Source organism: Streptomyces sp. NPDC057474 (genome assembly GCF_042802555.1).
Classification (GTDB): Bacteria; Actinomycetota; Actinomycetes; order Streptomycetales; family Streptomycetaceae; genus Streptomyces.
Map to the genome: position 1 here is coordinate 28,430 of NZ_JBHVDX010000052.1, position 18,282 is coordinate 46,711.

Consider the following 18,282-nt stretch of genomic DNA (forward strand, 5'->3'; position numbering starts at 1 on the left):
CCGGCCGAGGCGCCGGGTGGTGACCCGAGGAGCCACCTTGGCTGCTGAGCTGCACGTCGCGCTGGTCGCGGCCGACCGAGAGGTCTGGTCGGGCCAGGCCACCCTGGTCGTCGCCCGTACCACGTCCGGCGACATCGGCGTCATGCCCGGTCACCAGCCGCTGCTCGGTGTGCTGGAGTCGGGCCCGGTGACCATCCGTACGAGTGACGGCGGCACGGTCGTCGTCGCTGTGCACGGCGGTTTCATCTCGTTCGCGGACGACAAGCTGTCCCTGCTGGCCGAGGTCGCCGAGCTGGCCGACGAGATCGACGTCCAGGGCGCGGAGCGGGAGCTGGAGCGCGCGAAGGCGGAGGGTGACGCCGCCGCCGAGCGCCGCGCGGATGTACGACTGCGTACGGCGGGTGCGCGCTGAGCGCGGACGCCGTGTGATGCTGTACCTCAGCCGCGGCTGGGTCTGGATGTCTTCATCCTGATCCGGCCGCGGCTGAGGCGAATGTGGGTGTTTTTTACGTTCCATTACCTAGCAGTTGCATTACCTAGGAGACGAGGAGGTCGGTGTCGATGGTCCTCGCTCTGACTGTGTGCGGGTCGGTGATCGCGCTCGTGGTGGTGGGGCTCTTCGTCTTCGGACTGCGCCGGCGCCTGATCCAGCGTTCCGGCGGCACCTTCGACTGCAGCCTCCGCTGGGAGGCTCCGGAGAAACCCGGCAGCGACGAGAACGGCAAGGGCTGGGGCTACGGAGTCGCCCGCTACAACGGCGACCGCATCGAGTGGTACCGCGTCTTCTCGTACTCCATCCGCCCCCGCCGTGTCCTGGAGCGCTCGGCGATCGAGGTGGCCGGGCGCCGCACCCCCGAGGGCGAGGAGGAGCTGGCCCTCCTCTCCGACGCGGTGATCCTCGCGTGTCTGCACCGCGGGACCCGTCTCGAACTGGCGATGAGCGAGGACGCGCTCACCGGTTTCCTCGCGTGGCTGGAGGCAGCCCCGCCCGGGCAGCGAGTGAACGTCGCCTGATTGCTGATTCGCGTCAGTGCGAATTGCTCGGCGTGTCGGGGTGTGAGGCGAGGGGTAGGCGGTTGGGTCCCGGCTGCCGATCAGCCGGCGCCGCGAACGGCACCGGCTGATCGGGATCCAATTTCTCCGCCGGGGGTGCCCATCGCGGTATGCCGGCGCAATCACCCATGCCTCTGCAGAAAGGCGCAGGTAGTCCGACTCCCGCTCCCCCCGGTGAGAATGGGCGGCCCACCGGTCGGATCCATTCCAGTAACCCACGCTCGCCCCGGCGGTCGCGAGTGTTCTTGCATATGTCACTCGAATGGTCCACCACTGGCCCGCTTCCCGTTGCTGAGGCGTACCGGTTCCCTCAGCGCGAGCCGTGCGACTGTGTGCCGATGCAAAGTGCCAAGTGATCGCCGCAGTAGACGAGTTGAAGTCGGGGACGTGGCCGCCGACGGCCCACCGCAACGCTGGGCCACATCGCGTACTCCTTCACCCGTCCGGATCGCACTGGGTGCCGAGGGGCGAAGCTCCCGATCAGGTTGAACCACAACGACCGAAGGGAGAGCCAGTGCTGACCTTGGAGAACGCTCGGACCTTGGCCGTGGCCGCGCTGCTGGGCGCAGCCGTGTCGGGTATCGCCGCACCGGCCACCGCCGCGTCCTCGCCCGCACTCCAGGCGGGAGCGGTGCCGTGCGGGGACGTCGCCGAGTTGATCAAGCAGATCAATGAGGCGAACACAAGGGGGCGGGGAAGCATAGTGCTGTCGTCGGGATGCACATACGCGCTCACTGCTCCGGCCGTGCCGGGTGGCGCCAACGGGCCTGCCGACCATCACCGGCCACCTCACCATCACTGGTGATCGAGCGACCATCACCCGTCAGTCACCCACGCCGTTCCGGATAGCCGAAGTCGCTCCGCAGGGATACCTCACCCTCCAAAGGATCACCATGTCGGGCGGCAGCGCGACCGCGAATCCCGCCACGGCCGGCGGCGGCATCCTCACCGAAGGGACGCTCCTCCTGGTCGCGAGCCGGATCAGCGGCAACACCGCTGCCGTCCGCGGCGGCGGGATCGCGGTCGCGTCCGGTGCGACGGCGCGTCTCGCCGGCAGCACCGTGACGGACAACAGTGCCGGTGACGGTGGAGGCGTTCATGCGGATGCTTCCGCCCGGCTGAATGTGACCGGAGGCTCCATCCAGAGCAACGAGGCGACGTTCCTCGGTGGAGGGCCGGCCACCTTCGGCACCACGGTCCTCGACGGCGCAGCAGTCACGGACAACAGAACCGAGAACTTCGAAGGCGGCGGCATCTACACGGCGCTCGGTCCGCTCACCCTGAACGGCGGCTTCGTGACGGAGAACGAGGCCGCCTCGTACGGCGGAGGCATCGCCAACCTCGGAAGCACCCTGCGACTGCTGAGCACCACCGTGAACGACAACGTCAGCGGCCTCGACGGCGGCGGCCTGTACCACCAGGCAGGCACGTCCGTCCTGCTCGGCGGCAGGGCCTCCAGCAATGTCGCAGGCGGCCAGGGCGGTGGGATCTTCCGCGTCGGCGGCTCGGTCGCCCTGACCGGAACGCCCGTCGTCAACAACACGCCGGACAACTGCGCACCGCCCGGAGCCGTCCCCGGCTGCACCTCGTAACGGCCGGCCGGCCGGGCCCAGGATGCCTGGAGCTTGGCCGGCCAGGTTCGGCAGAAGAAGGGATGAGGAGAAGGGATGAGCAGACAGGCAAGGATGGAATTACTCCTTTCGGGTGATATGGCGGACGGTGTCTTGTCACTCGATTGGATGCGTGGGTCACTAAGAGTGTGAACCGGCGGGCTGCCCATCCCCGAGCCGGGGGAACGTTCGAACAGGCAGCGCTTGCCGGTTTTTCCTTGCCCAGGGGAGACGGCGGAGATTGCCGTCCGCCCGGCCGGGCGGGCGGGGGTGCCTGTGCCGGTTCGTTCACCCGGGCGCGGACGCACTGTTGATCAGTGCTCGCCGCATCGGAAGGAGTCGGGCAGAGGTCGACGTGCGTCCTGTCGGCGGCGGACCCACTCCTGATGACGTGTCAGTCGATGGCTGGCCATTCCTGCCGGTTCCTCGCATGTCCCCATCAACCAGCGAGGAGCTTCCTCATGCCGATCTCTCCGAATCAGGGTTCCACCGGGGGCGGGACCCTGGTGACCATCACCGGCACCAACCTGTCCAACACCAGCGCGGTGAAGTTCGGTGGCAAGCCCGCCACGAGCGTCACCAACGTCTCCCCGACGCAGGTCACCGCCGTCTCCCCCTCGGGGACCGGCACGGTCGGCGTCACGGTGACCACCCCGGGCGGGACCAGCAACCCGCTGTCGTACTTCTACGTCGGCGCCCCGTTCAAGTCGTCCCTGAGCGCCGGCTCCGGGCCGCTGGCCGGCGGCAACACCGTCACCGTCAACGGCACCGGCCTGTCGACGGCCACCAGTGTGTCCTTCGGCGCGAACAGCGCCACCCCGACCGTGCTCAGTGACAGCTCTCTCAGTGTCACCGTGCCCGCGGGCGCGGCGGCCGGTTCGGTGTCGGTGAGCGTCACCACCGCGGGCGGCACCAACAACGGCATCAGCTACACCTACGTCGACGCCCCCACGATCGGGACCATCGTCCCGGACGAGGGTTCGACCTCCGGTGGGACGGCCGTGACCATCACCGGAACCAACCTGAGCAGCACGGACTCGGTCACCTTCGACGGCGTCACGGCGCCGTTCGCGGTGATCAACGCGACCACGCTGTCCGCGGTCACTCCGCCCGGGACCGCGGGAGCGGTCGACGTGGTCGTGACCAACCCCGCGGGATCGGCCACCGAGGTCGGCGGCTTCACCTACGTCGCCGGCCCCGGTATCTGACCGGTCCTCGCGCCTCCGCAACAGGGAGGCGATGAACCCCCGTCCGGGCGGCAGTCCCCCCTCCGCCCGGACGGGCTCGACCACGCGGCCACGCCGCGACGTGGCCGCGTCTTCAACCCCAGTCCTGCGCGAAGGAGTACAGCCATGCCTCCCCCTGTGGTCTCTTCGGTCAGTCCCAACCAGGGATCGACCTCGGGTGGTACGACGGTCACCGTGACCGGATCCAATTTCACGGGAGCGACAATCGTCCGGTTCGGAGCCAAACCGGCCACGTCGTACACCGTCGACAGCCCTACCCAGATCACGGCGGTGACTCCCTCGGGCATCGGCACCGTGAACGTCACCGTCAGTACGACCCAGGGCACGAGCGTCCAGGTGGTGCTGTTCACCTATGTCACGGCTCCCTCCCTCTCGGGTCTGTCGCCGAATCAGGGCCCGGTGTCCGGGGGGACGACGGTGACGCTGACCGGCGCGAATCTCTCCGGTGCGACGGCGGTGCAGTTCGGCGGGGTGGCCGCGGCGTCGTTCACCGTCAACAGCAGTACGCAGATCACCGCGGTGGCTCCCACCCGTGCGGCCGGCGCCGCGGCGGTCACGGTGACCACCCCCGGCGGCACCAGCAACGCCCTCACCTTCACCTACATCGCCGCTCCCTCGGTCACCGGCGTGTCGCCGAATCAGGGCCCGGTGTCCGGGGGGACGACGGTGACGCTCACGGGCGCGAACTTCTCCGGTGCGACGGCGGTGCAGTTCGGCGGCGTGGCGGCGTCGTCGTTCACCGTCGACAGCAGTACGCAGATCACCGCGGTGGCTCCCGCCCATGCGGTCGGCGCCGTGGCGGTCACGGTGACCACACCCGGCGGCACAAGCAACCCCGCCGGCTACGTCTATCTCGACGCCCCCGTGCTGGTCTCCCTTGTGCCTGACCTGGGGCCGACGGACGGCGGTACGGTCGTCACGCTGACCGGCAGTGATCTCGCGGCCACCACCACCGTCCAGTTCGGCGCCGTCTCCGCGTCGTTCACCGTGGCCTCCCCGACACAGATCACCACCGTCGTTCCGACAGGTCCCGCCGGGCCGGTTACCGTCACGGTGACCACACCCGCCGGAACCAGCAACGGCTTGACGTACACGCGGATCGCCGCGCCCGGCATCTGATGCACCGGGAGTGCGAGATGACGTCCTTCCACGCCGCGGTCGTCCACGCCGATCAGTCCGTCACCTACTACGGCACCGTGGACACGCGCCACCTGCGGGCCGTGCGCGCCATGGCCGCTCTGCCCTCCACGCCCCACCGCGTCGTCGAGCATCCGCGCCGTCCCGGCTCGGTGTTCGTCCTTCGCGCGGACGGCGACCTGGACTGGTACCAGCCCGTCGACACCGCCTCACCCTCGGTACGCCCCCGGGCCACGGCATCGCCTGCGGGCACGGTGTGGATCGATGCCGCGATCCGGTTCGGTGACGGAGTGATCGGCGGCCCGATGGACACACCCCGCAATCCGCCCCGGGTGGTGCACCACACCACCGAGTCCCCGGCCGGAGGGAAGTACCTGGAGGCGGTGGCCTCGTACCTGATCGAAGTCGCCGCTGAACCGCACCTCGTCTACTGCCCGGTCACCGACCGCGTCGGGCAGTTCGGCCCCTTGCACCACTCGGCCCGCGCCCTGCGCAACGACGGTTCTCGCCGCACGAACCGCGAGGGCCGGGTCTGTGTACAGATCGAGGTCCTGGGTCGCGCCTCCAGGCCGTGGACCGACGGCTGGGACCCTCGGGAGAAGCCGGGATGGCAGGGGATCCTCGCCGCCATCCGCTCCTGGGGAGTGCCGGACGACTGGCCGATGGGCTCTCCCGTGCCGCACCCCGGAGGCTCGGCGCCCCGGACCCGTTCCGTGTGGCAGTCCGAGGGCGGACACTTCGGCCACTGTCACGTACCCGGCAACGACCACGGTGATCCGGGAGCGATCGACACCGCGAAGGTTCTGTCCGTACCGCGGACCGGCCCTCAGGGCGGGGCCCGGCCGGGAGTGAGCCTCGCTCGGGTCCTGGCGGCCGCCAGGAAGGACCCCCCGGCGCCCGACGGTCACCGCACGTACCCGGGGGACGTCCGCCTGGTGGAGGAGGCGCTCGCCGCAGAAGGGCTGCTGGATCGTGGGTATGTGGACGGCTCGTTCGGGACCAGGACCCTCGTGGCCTACGCCGCCTGGCAACGCAGCGAAGCAGGCGGCTCCTATCGTGGCGGTGACGCCGACGGGGTACCGGGCCGGGACTCCCTGACCCGGCTCGGCGACAGACACGGCTTCACCGTTACCGGATGACCGGGAAACGACCGAATCGATGGCGCGTAGTGACCGAGTGATGACCTCGCACGACCGGCGCTCATGGCTGAGCCGGCGATGAGCGAGGACGCGCCGACCGGTTTCCCCGCGGGGCTGCAGGCAGCCCCGCCCGGTCAGCGCGTCAACGTCGCCCGATCTCGCTGTTCCCGGTTACTTCAGCCCGTTGCTGATCGCGGTCACCAGCTCTCCGCTGCTCGTGTCGCCGCTGAACTCCCAGAAGAACGCGCCGCCGAGGCCCTGGTTCTTGGCCCAGGTCATCTTCGTGCCGATCGTGGCTGGGGTGTCGTAGCTCCACCAGTTGGTGCCGCAGTGGGCGTACGCCGTGCCCGCGACGGTGCCGGTGGCCGGGCAGGAGTTCTTGAGCACCTTGTAGTCCTCGATGCCCGCCTCGTACGTGCCGGTGGCCGCGCCGGTCGCCGTGCCGCCGGGGGCGGACTGGGTGACGCCGGTCCAGCCGCGGCCGTAGAAGCCGATGCCGAGCAGGAGCTTCGAGGACGGGACGCCCTTCGACTTCAGCTTGGCGATCGCGTCGGCCGAGTTGAAGCCTGCCGTCGGGATGCCGGAGTACGAGGTCAGCGGGGAGTGCGGGGCGGTCGGGCCGGTGTTCGCCCAGGCGCCGAAGTAGTCGTACGTCATCACGTTGTACCAGTTGAGCGAGGCCGCGGCGCCGCCGTAGTCGGCCGCGTCGATCTTGCCGCCGGAGGAGCCGTCAGCGGTGATGGCGGCGGTGACCAGGTAGTTCGAACCGAACTCGGTGCGCAGCGCCGACATCAGGTTCTTGAAGGCGGCGGGGCCCGAGGTGTCGCAGGTCAGACCGCAGGCGTTCGGGTACTCCCAGTCGATGTCGATGCCGTCGAAGACGTCGGCCCAGCGCGGGTCCTCCACGACGGCCTTGCAGGACTTGGCGAAGGCGGCCGGGTTCTGCGCGGCCTGGCCGAAGCCGCCGGAGTAGGTCCAGCCGCCGAAGGAGTACAGCACCTTGATGTGCGGGTACTTGGCCTTGAGCTGGCGGAGCTGGTTGAAGTTGCCGCGCAGCGGCTGGTCCCAGGTGTCGGCGACGCCGCTGACGGACTGGTCGGCGGTGTACGCCTTGTCGGTCGCCGCGTAGGCGTCGTCCAGCACGCACTGGCCGTTCTTGACGTTGCCGAAGGCGTAGTTGATGTGCGTGATCTTCGCGGCGGAGCCCGAGGACACCAGGTTCTTCACGTGGTAGTTGCGGCCGTAGACGCCCCACTCGGTGAAGTAGCCGAGGTTGACCTTCGAGCCGGGGTTCGGGTTCGTACCGCCCGTGGTCCGTATGGCGGCCGCGCCGCTCACCGGTCCGGTCTGGTCGGCGGTGTCGCGGGCCTGGACGGTGTACGAGTAGTCGGTGCCGGCGGTCAGGCCGGTATCCGTGTAGGTCGTGCCGGTGACGGTGGCGACCTTGGTGCCGCCGCGCAGGACGTCGTAGTCCTTGATCCCCTTGTCGTCGGTGGCGGCGCTCCAGCTCAGCTTCACCGAGGTGCTGGTGACGTCCGAGGTGGTCGGGGTGCCGGGGGCGGAGGGTGCCGCGTCACCGGGGACGCTGGGGCCGCCGTCACAACTTCCGCCGTTGAGCCTGCAGTTGGCCGGGGAGCCTGAGCCGCTCCCGTTGAAACCGAAGGAGACGGAGGCGCCCGGTGCGAGGGTGCCGTTCCAGGACTTGTTCTTGGCGGTCCAGTGCGTGCCGGACGAGGTGACGTCCGCGTCCCAGGCGGAGGTGACGGACGTGCCGGACGGGAAGTCCCACTCGACGGTCCAGGAACTGATCGTGGTCGTCCCGGTGTTCTTGACGGTCCACTTGCCTTCGAAGCCGGAGCCCCAGTCCTGGGGCTTGGCGTAGGTGGCGGTCGCTTCCGTGGCCGCTTGCGCGGGGGTGGCGAGCCCGACCAGCCCGGCGAGGGGGAGGAGAAGGGTGGCGAGACCCGCTATGGCTCTGTGCCTGAAGCGCATGTGCGCCTCCTTGTGGGGTGTCGTGAGCATGAGCATGACGTGGCGCAGTGCGGCCGAGAATAGAAAGGTCTGGACCATAGGTCAATGGGTCTGGACCAGTGAGCTCATGCGGGGCACCCCCCGGCGATCAGAACAGGATCAGACTCCCAACTCCTGGGCCAGCACGGCCGCTTGGACCCGGCTGCGCAGATCGAGCTTCCCCAGCAGGCGGCTGACGTGCGTCTTCACCGTCGCCTCGGCCATGTCCAGCCGCCCGGCGATCTCCGCGTTCGACAGGCCTTCGCCCAGGCAGGAGAGGACCTCCCGTTCACGCCGGGTCAGGGAGTCGAGGACCGCCGGATCGGCCGTGGGCTCGTGTACGGGCCTGGCGGCGAACTCGGCGATCAGGCGCCGGGTGACGGCCGGGGCGATCAGACCCTCGCCGCGCCCCACCGCCCGCACCGCTTCGATGAGGTCCTTCGCCTCCGTGTTCTTCAGCAGGAACCCGGCGGCGCCGGCCCGCAGCGCCCCGAAGACGTACTCGTCGAGGTCGAAGGTGGTGAGCACGAGGACATCGGCCAGCCCCTCGGCGACGACCTGGCGGGTCGCCGACACCCCGTCCAGGCGCGGCATCTGCACGTCCATCAGTACCAGGTCCGGCCGCAGTTCCCGCGCGAGCGCCACCGCCCGTTCGCCGTCCGCCGCCTCACCGACCACCTCGATGTCCGGCGCGCTGCGCAGGATGAGCACGAGCCCGGCCCGTACGGCGGACTGGTCCTCGGCGACGAGCACACGGATCATGCGAATTCTCCTTCGGTCACGGGGAGGGTGGCGTTGACGCTCCAGATCTTGCCGCGTCCCGAGCTCTCGGGGCCCGCCTCGAAGGTGCCGCCCAGCAGGGCGACCCGCTCCCGCATCCCGACCAGACCGGCGCCGGAACCGGGCGCGCTCGGCTGGCCGCGATCGCCGTACGGGCTGGTCACGGCGATGCCGAGGGAGCCGTCCGCCTGTCGCAGCGCGACGGTGACCCGGCCGGGGCAGGCGTGTTTGAGGGCGTTGGTCAACGACTCCTGGACGATGCGATACGCCGCCAGTTCGACGGGGGCGGGGAGAGTGTCGCCGTGGTCGGCGTCGAGGGTGACGTCGAGCCCGTTGGTGCGGGCTCCGTCGACGAGCGCGCCGAGCCCGTCGAGGGTGGGAGCGGCGGACGGCTCGGTGTCGTCGCTCGAGTCCCGCAGGATGCCGATCAGGCGGCGCATCTCGGCGAGCCCCTCGACGCTGTTCTCCCGGATGACCCCGAGAGCCTGCTTGGAGGTGTCCGGGTCGTCGAGGGAGAGCGCGGCCGTGGAGTGGATCGCGATCGCCGAGAGGTGGTTGGCGACCATGTCGTGCAACTCCCTCGCCATGCGCGCCCGTTCGGACACGACAGCCTGGGCACGGTCCATCTCCGCCAGCAGGGCCGTCTGTTCGGCGCGCAGCCGGGCGGCTTCGGCGGCGTCGCGGTGGTTGCGGACGATCCAGCCGGTGGCGGCGGGCATGAAGGCGACCAGCCCGATGACCACACCGATGAGCAGGGCCTCCGGCCGCCGCCACACCGCGACCGGGACGACCGTGCCGGCCACGGTCATCAGCCCGGCGATCCAGGGGACCCGGCGGGCCGTGGCGGGCGGGCCGTACAGCACGGCCGCGTACACCAGATCGGTGAACATCAGCACCGTGAGCAGGTTGCCCTGGGTGATGGTGTCCACGGTCAGCGCGGCCCACCCGACCAGCAGGGCCGTACGCGGCATGGCGCGGCGCAGCGTCTCGCAGCCGGCGGTCACGACGAGCGGCAGCAGGATCCACCACTCGCCGTCGAGCAGCACGATCTCCTCGTCGGCCGGACGGGCGGCGAGGCCAAGACCCCACAGCAGCAGACCCCCGAGCAGTCCGGCGAGGGCGACGTACAGGTCGAAGCGGTGCGGGCGGGGCAGTCGTACGGCCATGACTCCATCCAACACGGGACGGGTGCCCGGCGCGTGATGCCCCCGAACGGTCCTGGACTGCATCCTTCGATGTACCGCGACTTCGTCACCGCCGACGACGAACCGGGGGCCGGCCGCCGGGAGCCTGGAAGGGTGACCGAGAGGAGCGAGTCGTGATCGTCGCGTTGATCATCGCCTGCGAGGTCGGCTTCTGGGTGCTGCTGGCGCTGGCCCTGGCCGTCCGTTATCTGCTGAAGTGGCGCCGGACGAGTGTGGTGCTGCTGCTGTGCGAGCCCGTGCTGGAACTGGTGCTCTTCGTCGTGACCGCGATCGACCTGAAGAATGGCGCCGAGCCGAGCTGGGAGCACGGCGTGGCGGCGCTCTACATCGGCTTCACCGTGGGTTACGGCCACTACACGATCCGCTGGCTGGACGGCCACGCGGCGCATCGTCTGGGGGGCGGGCCCAAGCCGGTGCCGCCGCCGAAGTACGGGCTGGCGCGGGCCCGGCACGAGGGTCGCCTCTGGCTGCGTACCGTGGTGGCCGCCGGTGTTGCGCTGGCGCTGCTCCAGGCGGCCGTCTGGTACGTCGGCGGTGATGGGAAGGTCGATTCGCTGAGGTCGTTCCAGTGGGCGGCGCTGCGGGCCGCGGGCATTCACGGGCTGGTCGCGCTTGCCTACCTCGTCTGGCCGAAGAGGGAGCCGGAGAGCGGGAAGGGCTCGGAGCGGGGGCGTGCCGGAGTGCGATAGCGCCGGTTGCAGCCGCGGGTCGTATGTGGTTGCTCGCGCAGTTCCCCGCGCCCCTAAAAGATCAGGGGCGCGGCCCGCGGCTACAGGGTGCTCAGCGTTCCCCTCCCGGCACCCACAGAACGTCCCCGACCTCCTTGTTCGCCGTCCTCGCCAGGATGAACAGGAGGTCGGAGAGGCGGTTGAGGTAGGTCGCCGTGAGGGGGTTCATTTCGTCGCCGTGGGCCTCCAGGGCCGCCCACGTCGAGCGCTCGCCCCGGCGTACGACCGTGCAGGCCTGGTGGAGGAGGGCCGCGCCGGGGGTGCCGCCGGGCAGGATGAAGGAGCGGAGCTTCTCCAGCTGTTCGTTGAAGTGGTCGCAGTCCGCCTCCAGCTTGTCGATGTAGAACTGCTCCACGCGCAGGGGCGGGAACTCGGGACTCTCGACGACGGGGGTGGAGAGGTCGGCCCCGACGTCGAACAGGTCGTTCTGCACGCGGGTGAGGACCTTGACGACGTCCTCGGCCAGCCCGCCCAGAGCGATCGCCGTGCCGATCGCCGCGTTGGCCTCGTTGGCGTCCGCGTACGCCGAGATCCGCAGGTCGGTCTTGGGCACCCGGCTCATGTCGCCGAGGTTGGTGGTGCCCTTGTCGCCGGTCCTGGTGTAGATGCGCGTCAGATTGACCATGTGACCAGCGTAGTTACGCCCCGGCCGTCCGGAAGACCCGTGTGCCCACCGTCACGGCGAGCGCCGCGAGGCCGACGGCCACCAGTACGCCGTACAGCATGGCCGAGGTGGCGTACGCGCCGACGTACGCGTCCCGCATCGCGTCCACCAAATAGCGGAACGGGACGAAGTGGGAGAGGACGTCGAGCCAGCCGGGGGCCAGTGACATCGGCAGCATCAGGCCTGACAGGAGCATCGACGGCATGGTGAGGGCGTTCACCGCCGGGCCGAACTCGTGCTGCGAGCGGGCCTTCATGGCGAGCGCGTACGACAGCGAGGCGAGCGAGACCGTCAGCAGGGCCACGAAGGCGAAGCCGATCAGGATGCCGGCGAGCGGTGCGCGCAGCCCCATGGGCAGGGCCACGAGGACCAGCAGTACCGCCTGGAAGACGAAGACCGCCGCGTCGCGCAGCACCCGTCCCAGCAGCAGGGCGAGGCGGCTCACGGGGGTGACGCGCATCCGTTCGATCACCCCCGTCTGTTTTTCGAGGATGACCATGAAGCCCGCGAACGAGGCTCCGAACAGGCCCAGTTGGAGCAGCAGCCCCGGCACCAGCACCTGCCAGGAACTGCCCCGCGAGCCGAGCGGGACGCCGGTGAGCAGCGGGCCGAAGAAGAGCAGATACAGCAGCGGCATCAGTACGCCGAACAGCATCGCGAAGCGGGAGCGCAGGGTCTGGCGGGCGTAACGCCCGAAGATCAGCGCGGTGTCGTGAAGAAGCATCGAAGTCCTCGGCCGGTCCTAGACGGCTACGGGTGTGGTGTCGGCGGGGGAGGGGCCCCGCCCGGTGATGGCGAGGAAGGTGTCCTGGAGCGTGGCGTCGATCGAGCCGCCGTACCGCGACTTGAGTGCGCTCGGGGTGTCGTCCGCCACGACCAGGCCCTTGTCGACGACGACGATCCGGTCGGAGAGTGCGTCCGCCTCGTCGAGGTAATGCGTCGTCAGGAAGACCGTGGTGCCGTGCTCGTCGCGCAGCCGGCGGACCAGCTTCCACAGATCGGCGCGGCTGCCGGGGTCGAGTCCCGTCGTCGGCTCGTCGAGGAAGAGCACCCGGGGGCGGTGGGTGAGGGCCATCGCGATGTCGAGGCGGCGCCGTTGGCCGCCGGAGAGTGCGGCGCACTTGCGGTTCAGCAGCTCGGTGAGGTCCAGGTCACGCGCCAACTCTTCGCCCCGCTCGTCGGCCTGGCTTTTCGTCAGGCGGTAGAGCCGTCCTTGGGTGACCAGTTCCTCCCGCACGGTGATCTGGGGGTCCACCCCGCCCGACTGCGCCACATAGCCGCAGGCCCGGCGGACCCCGGCGGGGTCGGTCGCCAGGTCGTGACCCGCGACCGTGGCAGCGCCGCCGGTCGGGGGCAGCAGGGTCGTGAGCATCCGCAGGGTCGTCGTCTTCCCGGCGCCGTTCGGGCCGAGGAACCCGAGGATCTCGCCGGGGCGGACGGTGAGGTCGATTCCGCGCACGGCCTCCACGGGGCCGTGCTTCGTCTGGAAGGTACGGGCCAGACCGGCCGTACTGATGATGGGCATGACCCCAGAAAAACAGAGTCACTGAAATTTTGCAATGACTCTAAGTTTTCAAAGGCCCCAACGAATCCAGGCGGTCGGCGGGGCGACCTACGATGTGGCCATGGCAGAGGGGCTCAGGGAGCGCAAGAAGCGTGAGACGCGACAGCGGATCTCGGACATCGCCACCGGGCTGTTCCTGGAGCACGGCTTCGTGACCGTCACCATCGCGGAGGTGGCCGAGGCGGCCGACGTCTCCGTGAACACGGTCTACAACTACTTCCCCGCCAAGGAGGACCTCTTCTTCGACCGCAGTCAGGGCATCGTCGAACGACTCGCCCGCTGGGTGCGCGCCCGCGACCGGGGCGAGTCGGCCGTCGCCGCAGTCCTGCGCGAACTGCGCGCCGAGGTCGAGGCGGTCTCGCCGCGCGTCGGTCTGATGGAGGGGTACGACCGCTTCATGAAGGCCATCCATGAGGCGCCCGCCCTGCGTTCCCGGCTGTGGAGCATTCAGCAGGAGGTCCAGGACAACCTGGAGGCGGCCCTCCGCGAGGAGACCGGTGCCGCCGTCGGCGACTCCCTGCCCACCCTGATCGCCGGTCAGATCAACTGGGTCCACCAGACGGTGATGGCCGTCATCGGGCGTGAGATGCTTGCCGGGCGCAATCCGGACGAAGTGTCACGAGAGGTGCTTCTTCTCCTGGGTGACATGGAAGGCCTGTTGAGCGAGAAGGTGCTCAACTACGCCGTACGACCCTCCGAGTGAGCACTGCCGGTGTGATGTCCGCCCATTGAGACGTGACTCGCGTTACTAAGCCGTCCCACAGCCCCTCACGAGCGCTAGTGTCCGCCCGAGAGGTAACCCATCAACAGCGCGTACCAGGGGAGTCGCACAGTGGCACGGAAGCTCGCCGTCATCGGAGCCGGACTCATGGGGTCCGGTATCGCCCAGGTGTCCGCGCAGGCGGGCTGGGACGTCGTCCTGCGCGACGTCACCGACGAGGCGTTGAACCGTGGCATCGGCGGCATCACGGCGTCGTACGACAAGTTCGTGAGCAAGGGGAAGTTGGCGGCCGAGGACGCCGAGGCGGCGCTGGGGCGGATCACCGCCACCACGGACCTCGACGCGGCGGCCGACGCGGACATCGTCGTCGAGGCCGTCTTCGAGAAGCTCGAAGTGAAGCACGAGATCTTCCGGGCGCTCGACAAGGTCGTCCGCGAGGACACCGTGCTCGCCTCGAACACCTCCGCCATCCCGATCACCAAGATCGCGGCGGCCACCGAGCGGCCCGAACGGGTCGTCGGCGTCCACTTCTTCTCGCCCGTGCCGATGATGCAGCTGTGCGAACTGGTGCGCGGCTACAAGACGAGCGACGAGACGCTCGCCACCGCACGGGAGTTCGCCGAGTCGGTCGGCAAGACCTGCATCGTCGTCAACCGGGACGTCGCCGGCTTCGTGACCACCCGTCTCATCTCCGCCCTCGTCGTCGAGGCCGCGAAGCTGTACGAGTCGGGCGTCGCCACCGCCGAGGACATCGACCTCGCCTGCAAGCTGGGCTTCGGCCACGCGATGGGACCGCTGGCCACGGCCGACCTGACGGGCGTCGACATCCTGCTGCACGCCACGAGCAACATCTACACCGAGTCCCAGGACGAGAAGTTCGCCCCTCCGGAGCTGATGCGCCGGATGGTTGACGCCGGTGACATCGGACGCAAGAGCGGGCAGGGCTTCTACACGTACTGACGCCGCCCCGCGCGTCACGGGCGGCACCTCCCACGCATGTGAACGCATGAGCCTCTCCGGCCTCACCCCTTGAGGTGAATTCGGTATCGGTTCGCTCACAGACGGCAACCTGACGGTGTGAAACGCCGTCAGACGTTGCATCACCCACATCACGGAGTACGAGACGCACCAACGGGGAGCGCTTATGTACATCAGGGGCGACCACGCCGAGCTGGTCGTCGGGGGCCGCCTCGACGTACGCAGCGCGGCGGACGCCCGTACGGTCCTGCACTCGGCCGTCGACGACGGAGCCGGCGACCTGGTGCTCGACCTGTCAGAGCTGGACTCCTGGGACGCCACCGGACTCGGGGTGATCATGGGAGCCCACCGGCGGGCGGGACGGTGCGGACGGCGGTTGGTGCTGCGCGATGTGCCACCGCAGATGCAGAGGCTGCTCGTGGCCACCCGGCTGCACCGCATCCTGGCGATCGAGGGCGGTATCGGCCTGGAGTCATTGCCCAGAGTGTGAACGCGTGTACGGGACCGTACGTATGGCTCGGTGTGTGCGGGACACCCGGTCTGCATGACCCTTCCGGTCGGCATGACCCCTCCGGTCGTCATGGGGGGCCATGAGGACCATGGGGATTATGGGGGCGAAACGCACCACGCGCGCAATCCTCACGAGACTGTGACGTCTCGGACGGCGCGGGACCCCGGACTGTCGGAGATACTGTGCGAAGGTTTAGGGTTCGGCTGCCCGCTGCCAGCTACCCTCGAGCGGGTTCCGGACCAGAAGCGACAGCGCGGTGTGCGGCAAGGCCGGGAGGGGCTCCAGCACACGAGACGCTTTTGGGGGGCTAGAACCGATGGACCCGAACAACCGGGGACCCGAAGAGTACGGCCATGACGACGGACAGGCGCAGAGCAAGCGTTCACCACGTGACGCGCTGACGCAGGACTTCGACCGGCACGCACCGGCACTCGCCCGCACCGTCCAGCTCGTCTCGGGCGACTTCCTGCTCACCGTCAACCCCGTCGACGGCAGCGAGATAGAGAACTGCCCACCGGGCGAACTGCCTGGTCGGCCCGCGAAGCACCCGCCCGCCGAGCGTGCCGCGATCGACCGCGCCGCCCGGCCGCCGGTGCCCCCGGGCCCCTCGCTGCCCCGGCTGCCCCTGCTCCAGCGCGACGAGGAGAGAGGCCGGCTCGTACGGCTCCTCGCGCGCGGCCGCTCCGTCCGCCTCACCGGCGCCCCCGGCTCCGGCCGCACCACCCTCCTCGACGCGGTCGCCGAGGACTGCGCGGACCTGGCACCCGACGGCGTCGTACGGCTGAGCGGTTTCCGGCGCACGGTCGACGACCTGCTGTACGAACTGTTCGCAGCCGTGTACAGCACACCGCTGTTCCGGCCCGCGCGGCAACAGATCCTCGACATCGTGCGGGACATCGGCGCGGTCGTCGTCCTGGACGACCTGGAGTTCGGCGGAATCGCGCTCGACGAGCTGCTCGACGCGACCCCCGAGTGCGCCTTCCTGATCGGCGCCACCCCCGACATCCCCCTGCCGTCCGACGACGCGCCCCTCGAGGAGATCGTGCTCGGCGGCTTCGACCGGGCCGGCAGCGAGCAGCTGTTGGAGCGTGCCGTCGGGCGGGTGCTCACCGAGGACGAGTCGAACTGGGCCGGTGACCTCTGGTTCGAGTCCGAGGGGCTGCCGCTGCGCTTCACCCAGGCCGGGGCGCTGCTCAGGCAGCGGGACCGGCAGCGGGCCGGCGCGGACGCCGTCGACGAGTTCGGGGTCTTCCAGGAGGCGCCGCCCGTCGACGCAACCTTCGGCGCCGCCGCGGACGAGAACGACATCCCCCTGCCGTCGCTCGCCGAGGGAGCCGCGCCCGTCGCGCTGCTCGCGTCCCGGCTGAGCGCCTCGGCCCGCGAGACCCTCAGGTTCGCGGTCGCGCTCGGCGGCGAGGTCCCGCACCAGGCGCACCTGCCCGCCCTCGTGGGCGACACCCACGCCGACGCGGCCCTCGGTGAGCTGGTCGGCTGCGCCCTGGTGACACCTGTCGGTGCCCGCTACCGGCTCGCCGCCGGAGCACGGACCCAGCTGGAGGCCGCCGGGTACGCCGACGACGCCGAGACGCGCGCCGGCACCGCCGCCCAGCACTACGCCTGGTGGGCCGGGCACCCCTCGGTCACCCCCGAGCGGGTCTCGGCCGAGGCGGACGCCGTACTGGCCGCCCTCACCGCCCTCGTGCCCGCGACGACCCCGGTCGGCGAGGGCGAGGAGAGCGCCGCCGTGGTGCTGGCCCGGCAGGCGGCGCCCGCGTTCGCGGCGGGGCTGCGCTGGAGCGCCTGGGAGCGGGCGCTCAGGGCCGGCGCGGAGGCGGCCGGCCTCGCCGCCGAGACCGGCGAACAGGCCTACTTCCACCATGAGCAGGGCGTTCTCGCGCTCTGCTGCGGGCAGCTGGAGCGGGCCCGGGCCGAGCTGGAGGCGTCCATCGGGCTGCGCAACGTCCTCGCCGACAAGCGCGGCACGGTCGCCGGCCGCAGGGCCCTCGCCCTGGTCGCCGACCGCTCCGGGGCGACACCGCCCGGCGGGCGCACGGCGGCGGGGGAGGAGGTGCCGGACGCCCGGCACGAGGAGTCGGCCTCACCGCCCGGGGGAGTGCCGTCCGCGTACACGCCGACGGGCTTCGGCGCGGTCGGTTTCGGTGCGACGGGCTCGGGCTCTGTCGGGACCGGCGGTCCCGCCTCGGCCTCCCCGCCCAACGACACGACGCTCGTCACGCACCGCCCGGGTGGCGGCTCGCCCGCGCACAAGCTCAGCGGCCTCAAGAGCCTCGTCGGCGGCGCCCGGCGCAACCTGGTCGCCGCGGGCGCGGGGGCGCTGCTTGCCGCCGTCCTGGGCACCGTCGTGACCCTGGGCGCGACCTCCGACCGCAACGACGGCACCCCGGCCGAGAAGGTCGGCGTCAACCCCTCCGCCAGCGAGGGCGTCGACGACGGCGGGCTCAGCGCGGACCGCCCCAAGGCCGGCGAGGACGACGACGCCCCGGGCGCCGTGCCCGAGCCGACCGACCCGGGCCCCGACGGCACGTACGGCACGTCGGACGACCCGACGCCTACGGACAGCGCGGGGCCGACGGACGACCCGACCGGCACGGAGGAGCCGACGAAGTCGCCGTCCCCGTCGCCTTCGAAGTCGACCAAGCCGACTCCGTCGGAGTCCGAGTCGGAGTCGTCGTCCCCGACGCCCTCCGAGTCGGAGTCGGAGTCGGCAAGCCCAACCCCGTCCGACCAGCCGTCGCAGGAGCCGACTCCGCCGGACGACACCAACACGATGAGCGCCCCTGCTACCAGCCAGCCCGCCGAGTCCATCAGTTCCGCCGGCGCCCCGGAGACCACCGCCGACGCACCGAGCGGGACGGTGGCCTGAGGTTCCGTTCAGCCCGTTCGATGCGAAAGGGCCGGGTCCGTTCCTCGGACC

At 70.3% G+C, this 18,282-nt stretch carries 18 protein-coding genes and 1 pseudogene; 13 read left to right on the top strand and 6 right to left on the bottom strand.

Annotated features, from left to right (window positions below; genetic code table 11):
* Nucleotides 1-37 precede the first annotated feature (37 nt).
* From ACFU53_RS17440 to ACFU53_RS17475, 8 genes and pseudogenes are all read left to right on the top strand, one after another.
* Nucleotides 38-412: a F0F1 ATP synthase subunit epsilon gene (locus ACFU53_RS17440; protein ID WP_383992423.1), complete on the top strand. Its 375-nt coding sequence runs from the start codon at nt 38-40 to the stop codon at nt 410-412.
* A 149-nt stretch (nt 413-561) separates the two neighbouring features.
* On the top strand, nt 562-1,014 hold the full coding sequence (locus tag ACFU53_RS17445; RefSeq protein ID WP_383992426.1) for a DUF2550 domain-containing protein: 453 nt from the start codon (nt 562-564) through the stop codon (nt 1,012-1,014).
* Nucleotides 1,015-1,567: 553 nt separating this feature from the next.
* Nucleotides 1,568-1,858 carry a hypothetical protein gene (locus ACFU53_RS17450; RefSeq protein WP_383992429.1) on the top strand — a complete coding sequence of 97 codons (291 nt, stop codon included), beginning with the start codon at nt 1,568-1,570 and terminating at the stop codon, nt 1,856-1,858.
* An 88-nt stretch (nt 1,859-1,946) separates the two neighbouring features.
* Entirely contained in the window at nt 1,947-2,645 is a 699-nt protein-coding gene (locus ACFU53_RS17455) for a right-handed parallel beta-helix repeat-containing protein (protein ID WP_383992432.1), read from the top strand.
* A 479-nt stretch (nt 2,646-3,124) separates the two neighbouring features.
* Entirely contained in the window at nt 3,125-3,871 is a 747-nt protein-coding gene (locus ACFU53_RS17460) for an IPT/TIG domain-containing protein (RefSeq protein WP_383992435.1), read from the top strand.
* Nucleotides 3,872-4,015: 144 nt separating this feature from the next.
* Nucleotides 4,016-5,029 (top strand): IPT/TIG domain-containing protein, encoded by a 1,014-nt coding sequence (locus ACFU53_RS17465; protein WP_383992438.1) that lies wholly within the window; start codon nt 4,016-4,018, stop codon nt 5,027-5,029.
* Between the two features lie 17 nt (nt 5,030-5,046).
* Nucleotides 5,047-6,186, top strand: a complete 1,140-nt coding sequence (locus tag ACFU53_RS17470; RefSeq protein WP_383992441.1) for a peptidoglycan-binding protein — start codon at nt 5,047-5,049, stop codon at nt 6,184-6,186.
* 69 nt (nt 6,187-6,255) lie between these two features.
* Nucleotides 6,256-6,339 (top strand): annotated as a pseudogene (locus ACFU53_RS17475) (DUF2550 domain-containing protein); the annotation flags it as partial.
* A gap of 18 nt (nt 6,340-6,357) precedes the next feature.
* On the opposite strand, the gene ACFU53_RS17480 reads toward ACFU53_RS17475, so the two are convergent.
* The 3 genes from ACFU53_RS17480 to ACFU53_RS17490 form a co-directional block, all read right to left on the bottom strand.
* Nucleotides 6,358-8,178 carry a glycosyl hydrolase family 18 protein gene (locus tag ACFU53_RS17480; RefSeq protein ID WP_383992444.1) on the bottom strand — a complete coding sequence of 607 codons (1,821 nt, stop codon included), beginning with the start codon at nt 8,176-8,178 and terminating at the stop codon, nt 6,358-6,360.
* Nucleotides 8,179-8,316: 138 nt separating this feature from the next.
* Nucleotides 8,317-8,958: a response regulator gene (locus ACFU53_RS17485; protein ID WP_383992447.1), complete on the bottom strand. Its 642-nt coding sequence runs from the start codon at nt 8,956-8,958 to the stop codon at nt 8,317-8,319.
* Nucleotides 8,955-10,142, bottom strand: a complete 1,188-nt coding sequence (locus ACFU53_RS17490) for a sensor histidine kinase (RefSeq protein WP_383992451.1) — start codon at nt 10,140-10,142, stop codon at nt 8,955-8,957. Before ACFU53_RS17490 ends, ACFU53_RS17485 begins: the two co-directional genes overlap by 4 nt.
* A gap of 152 nt (nt 10,143-10,294) precedes the next feature.
* On the opposite strand from ACFU53_RS17490, the gene ACFU53_RS17495 reads away from it, so the two are divergent.
* Nucleotides 10,295-10,870 (top strand): hypothetical protein, encoded by a 576-nt coding sequence (locus ACFU53_RS17495; protein ID WP_383992454.1) that lies wholly within the window; start codon nt 10,295-10,297, stop codon nt 10,868-10,870.
* A 91-nt stretch (nt 10,871-10,961) separates the two neighbouring features.
* On the opposite strand, the gene ACFU53_RS17500 is transcribed toward ACFU53_RS17495, so the two are convergent.
* The 3 genes from ACFU53_RS17500 to ACFU53_RS17510 are packed head-to-tail and all read right to left on the bottom strand — an operon-like array spanning nt 10,962 to nt 13,098.
* A complete protein-coding gene (locus ACFU53_RS17500) occupies nt 10,962-11,534 on the bottom strand; it encodes a cob(I)yrinic acid a,c-diamide adenosyltransferase (RefSeq protein WP_383992457.1) in 573 nt (190 codons plus the stop codon).
* 13 nt (nt 11,535-11,547) lie between these two features.
* Nucleotides 11,548-12,297 (bottom strand): ABC transporter permease, encoded by a 750-nt coding sequence (locus tag ACFU53_RS17505; protein WP_383992460.1) that lies wholly within the window; start codon nt 12,295-12,297, stop codon nt 11,548-11,550.
* An 18-nt stretch (nt 12,298-12,315) separates the two neighbouring features.
* Nucleotides 12,316-13,098 carry an ABC transporter ATP-binding protein gene (locus ACFU53_RS17510; RefSeq protein WP_383992463.1) on the bottom strand — a complete coding sequence of 261 codons (783 nt, stop codon included), beginning with the start codon at nt 13,096-13,098 and terminating at the stop codon, nt 12,316-12,318.
* 100 nt (nt 13,099-13,198) lie between these two features.
* Between ACFU53_RS17510 and ACFU53_RS17515 the strand changes: the two genes are divergently transcribed.
* The 4 genes from ACFU53_RS17515 to ACFU53_RS17530 all read left to right on the top strand — a co-directional run bounded on the left by ACFU53_RS17515 (nt 13,199) and on the right by ACFU53_RS17530 (nt 18,231).
* Nucleotides 13,199-13,840 (top strand): TetR/AcrR family transcriptional regulator, encoded by a 642-nt coding sequence (locus ACFU53_RS17515; protein ID WP_383992465.1) that lies wholly within the window; start codon nt 13,199-13,201, stop codon nt 13,838-13,840.
* A gap of 129 nt (nt 13,841-13,969) precedes the next feature.
* Nucleotides 13,970-14,818, top strand: a complete 849-nt coding sequence (locus tag ACFU53_RS17520) for a 3-hydroxyacyl-CoA dehydrogenase family protein (RefSeq protein ID WP_046917269.1) — start codon at nt 13,970-13,972, stop codon at nt 14,816-14,818.
* Nucleotides 14,819-15,002: 184 nt separating this feature from the next.
* Nucleotides 15,003-15,326, top strand: a complete 324-nt coding sequence (locus tag ACFU53_RS17525) for an STAS domain-containing protein (protein ID WP_033526497.1) — start codon at nt 15,003-15,005, stop codon at nt 15,324-15,326.
* Between the two features lie 337 nt (nt 15,327-15,663).
* Nucleotides 15,664-18,231: an ATP-binding protein gene (locus ACFU53_RS17530; protein WP_383992469.1), complete on the top strand. Its 2,568-nt coding sequence runs from the start codon at nt 15,664-15,666 to the stop codon at nt 18,229-18,231.
* Nucleotides 18,232-18,282: the final 51 nt, after the last annotated feature.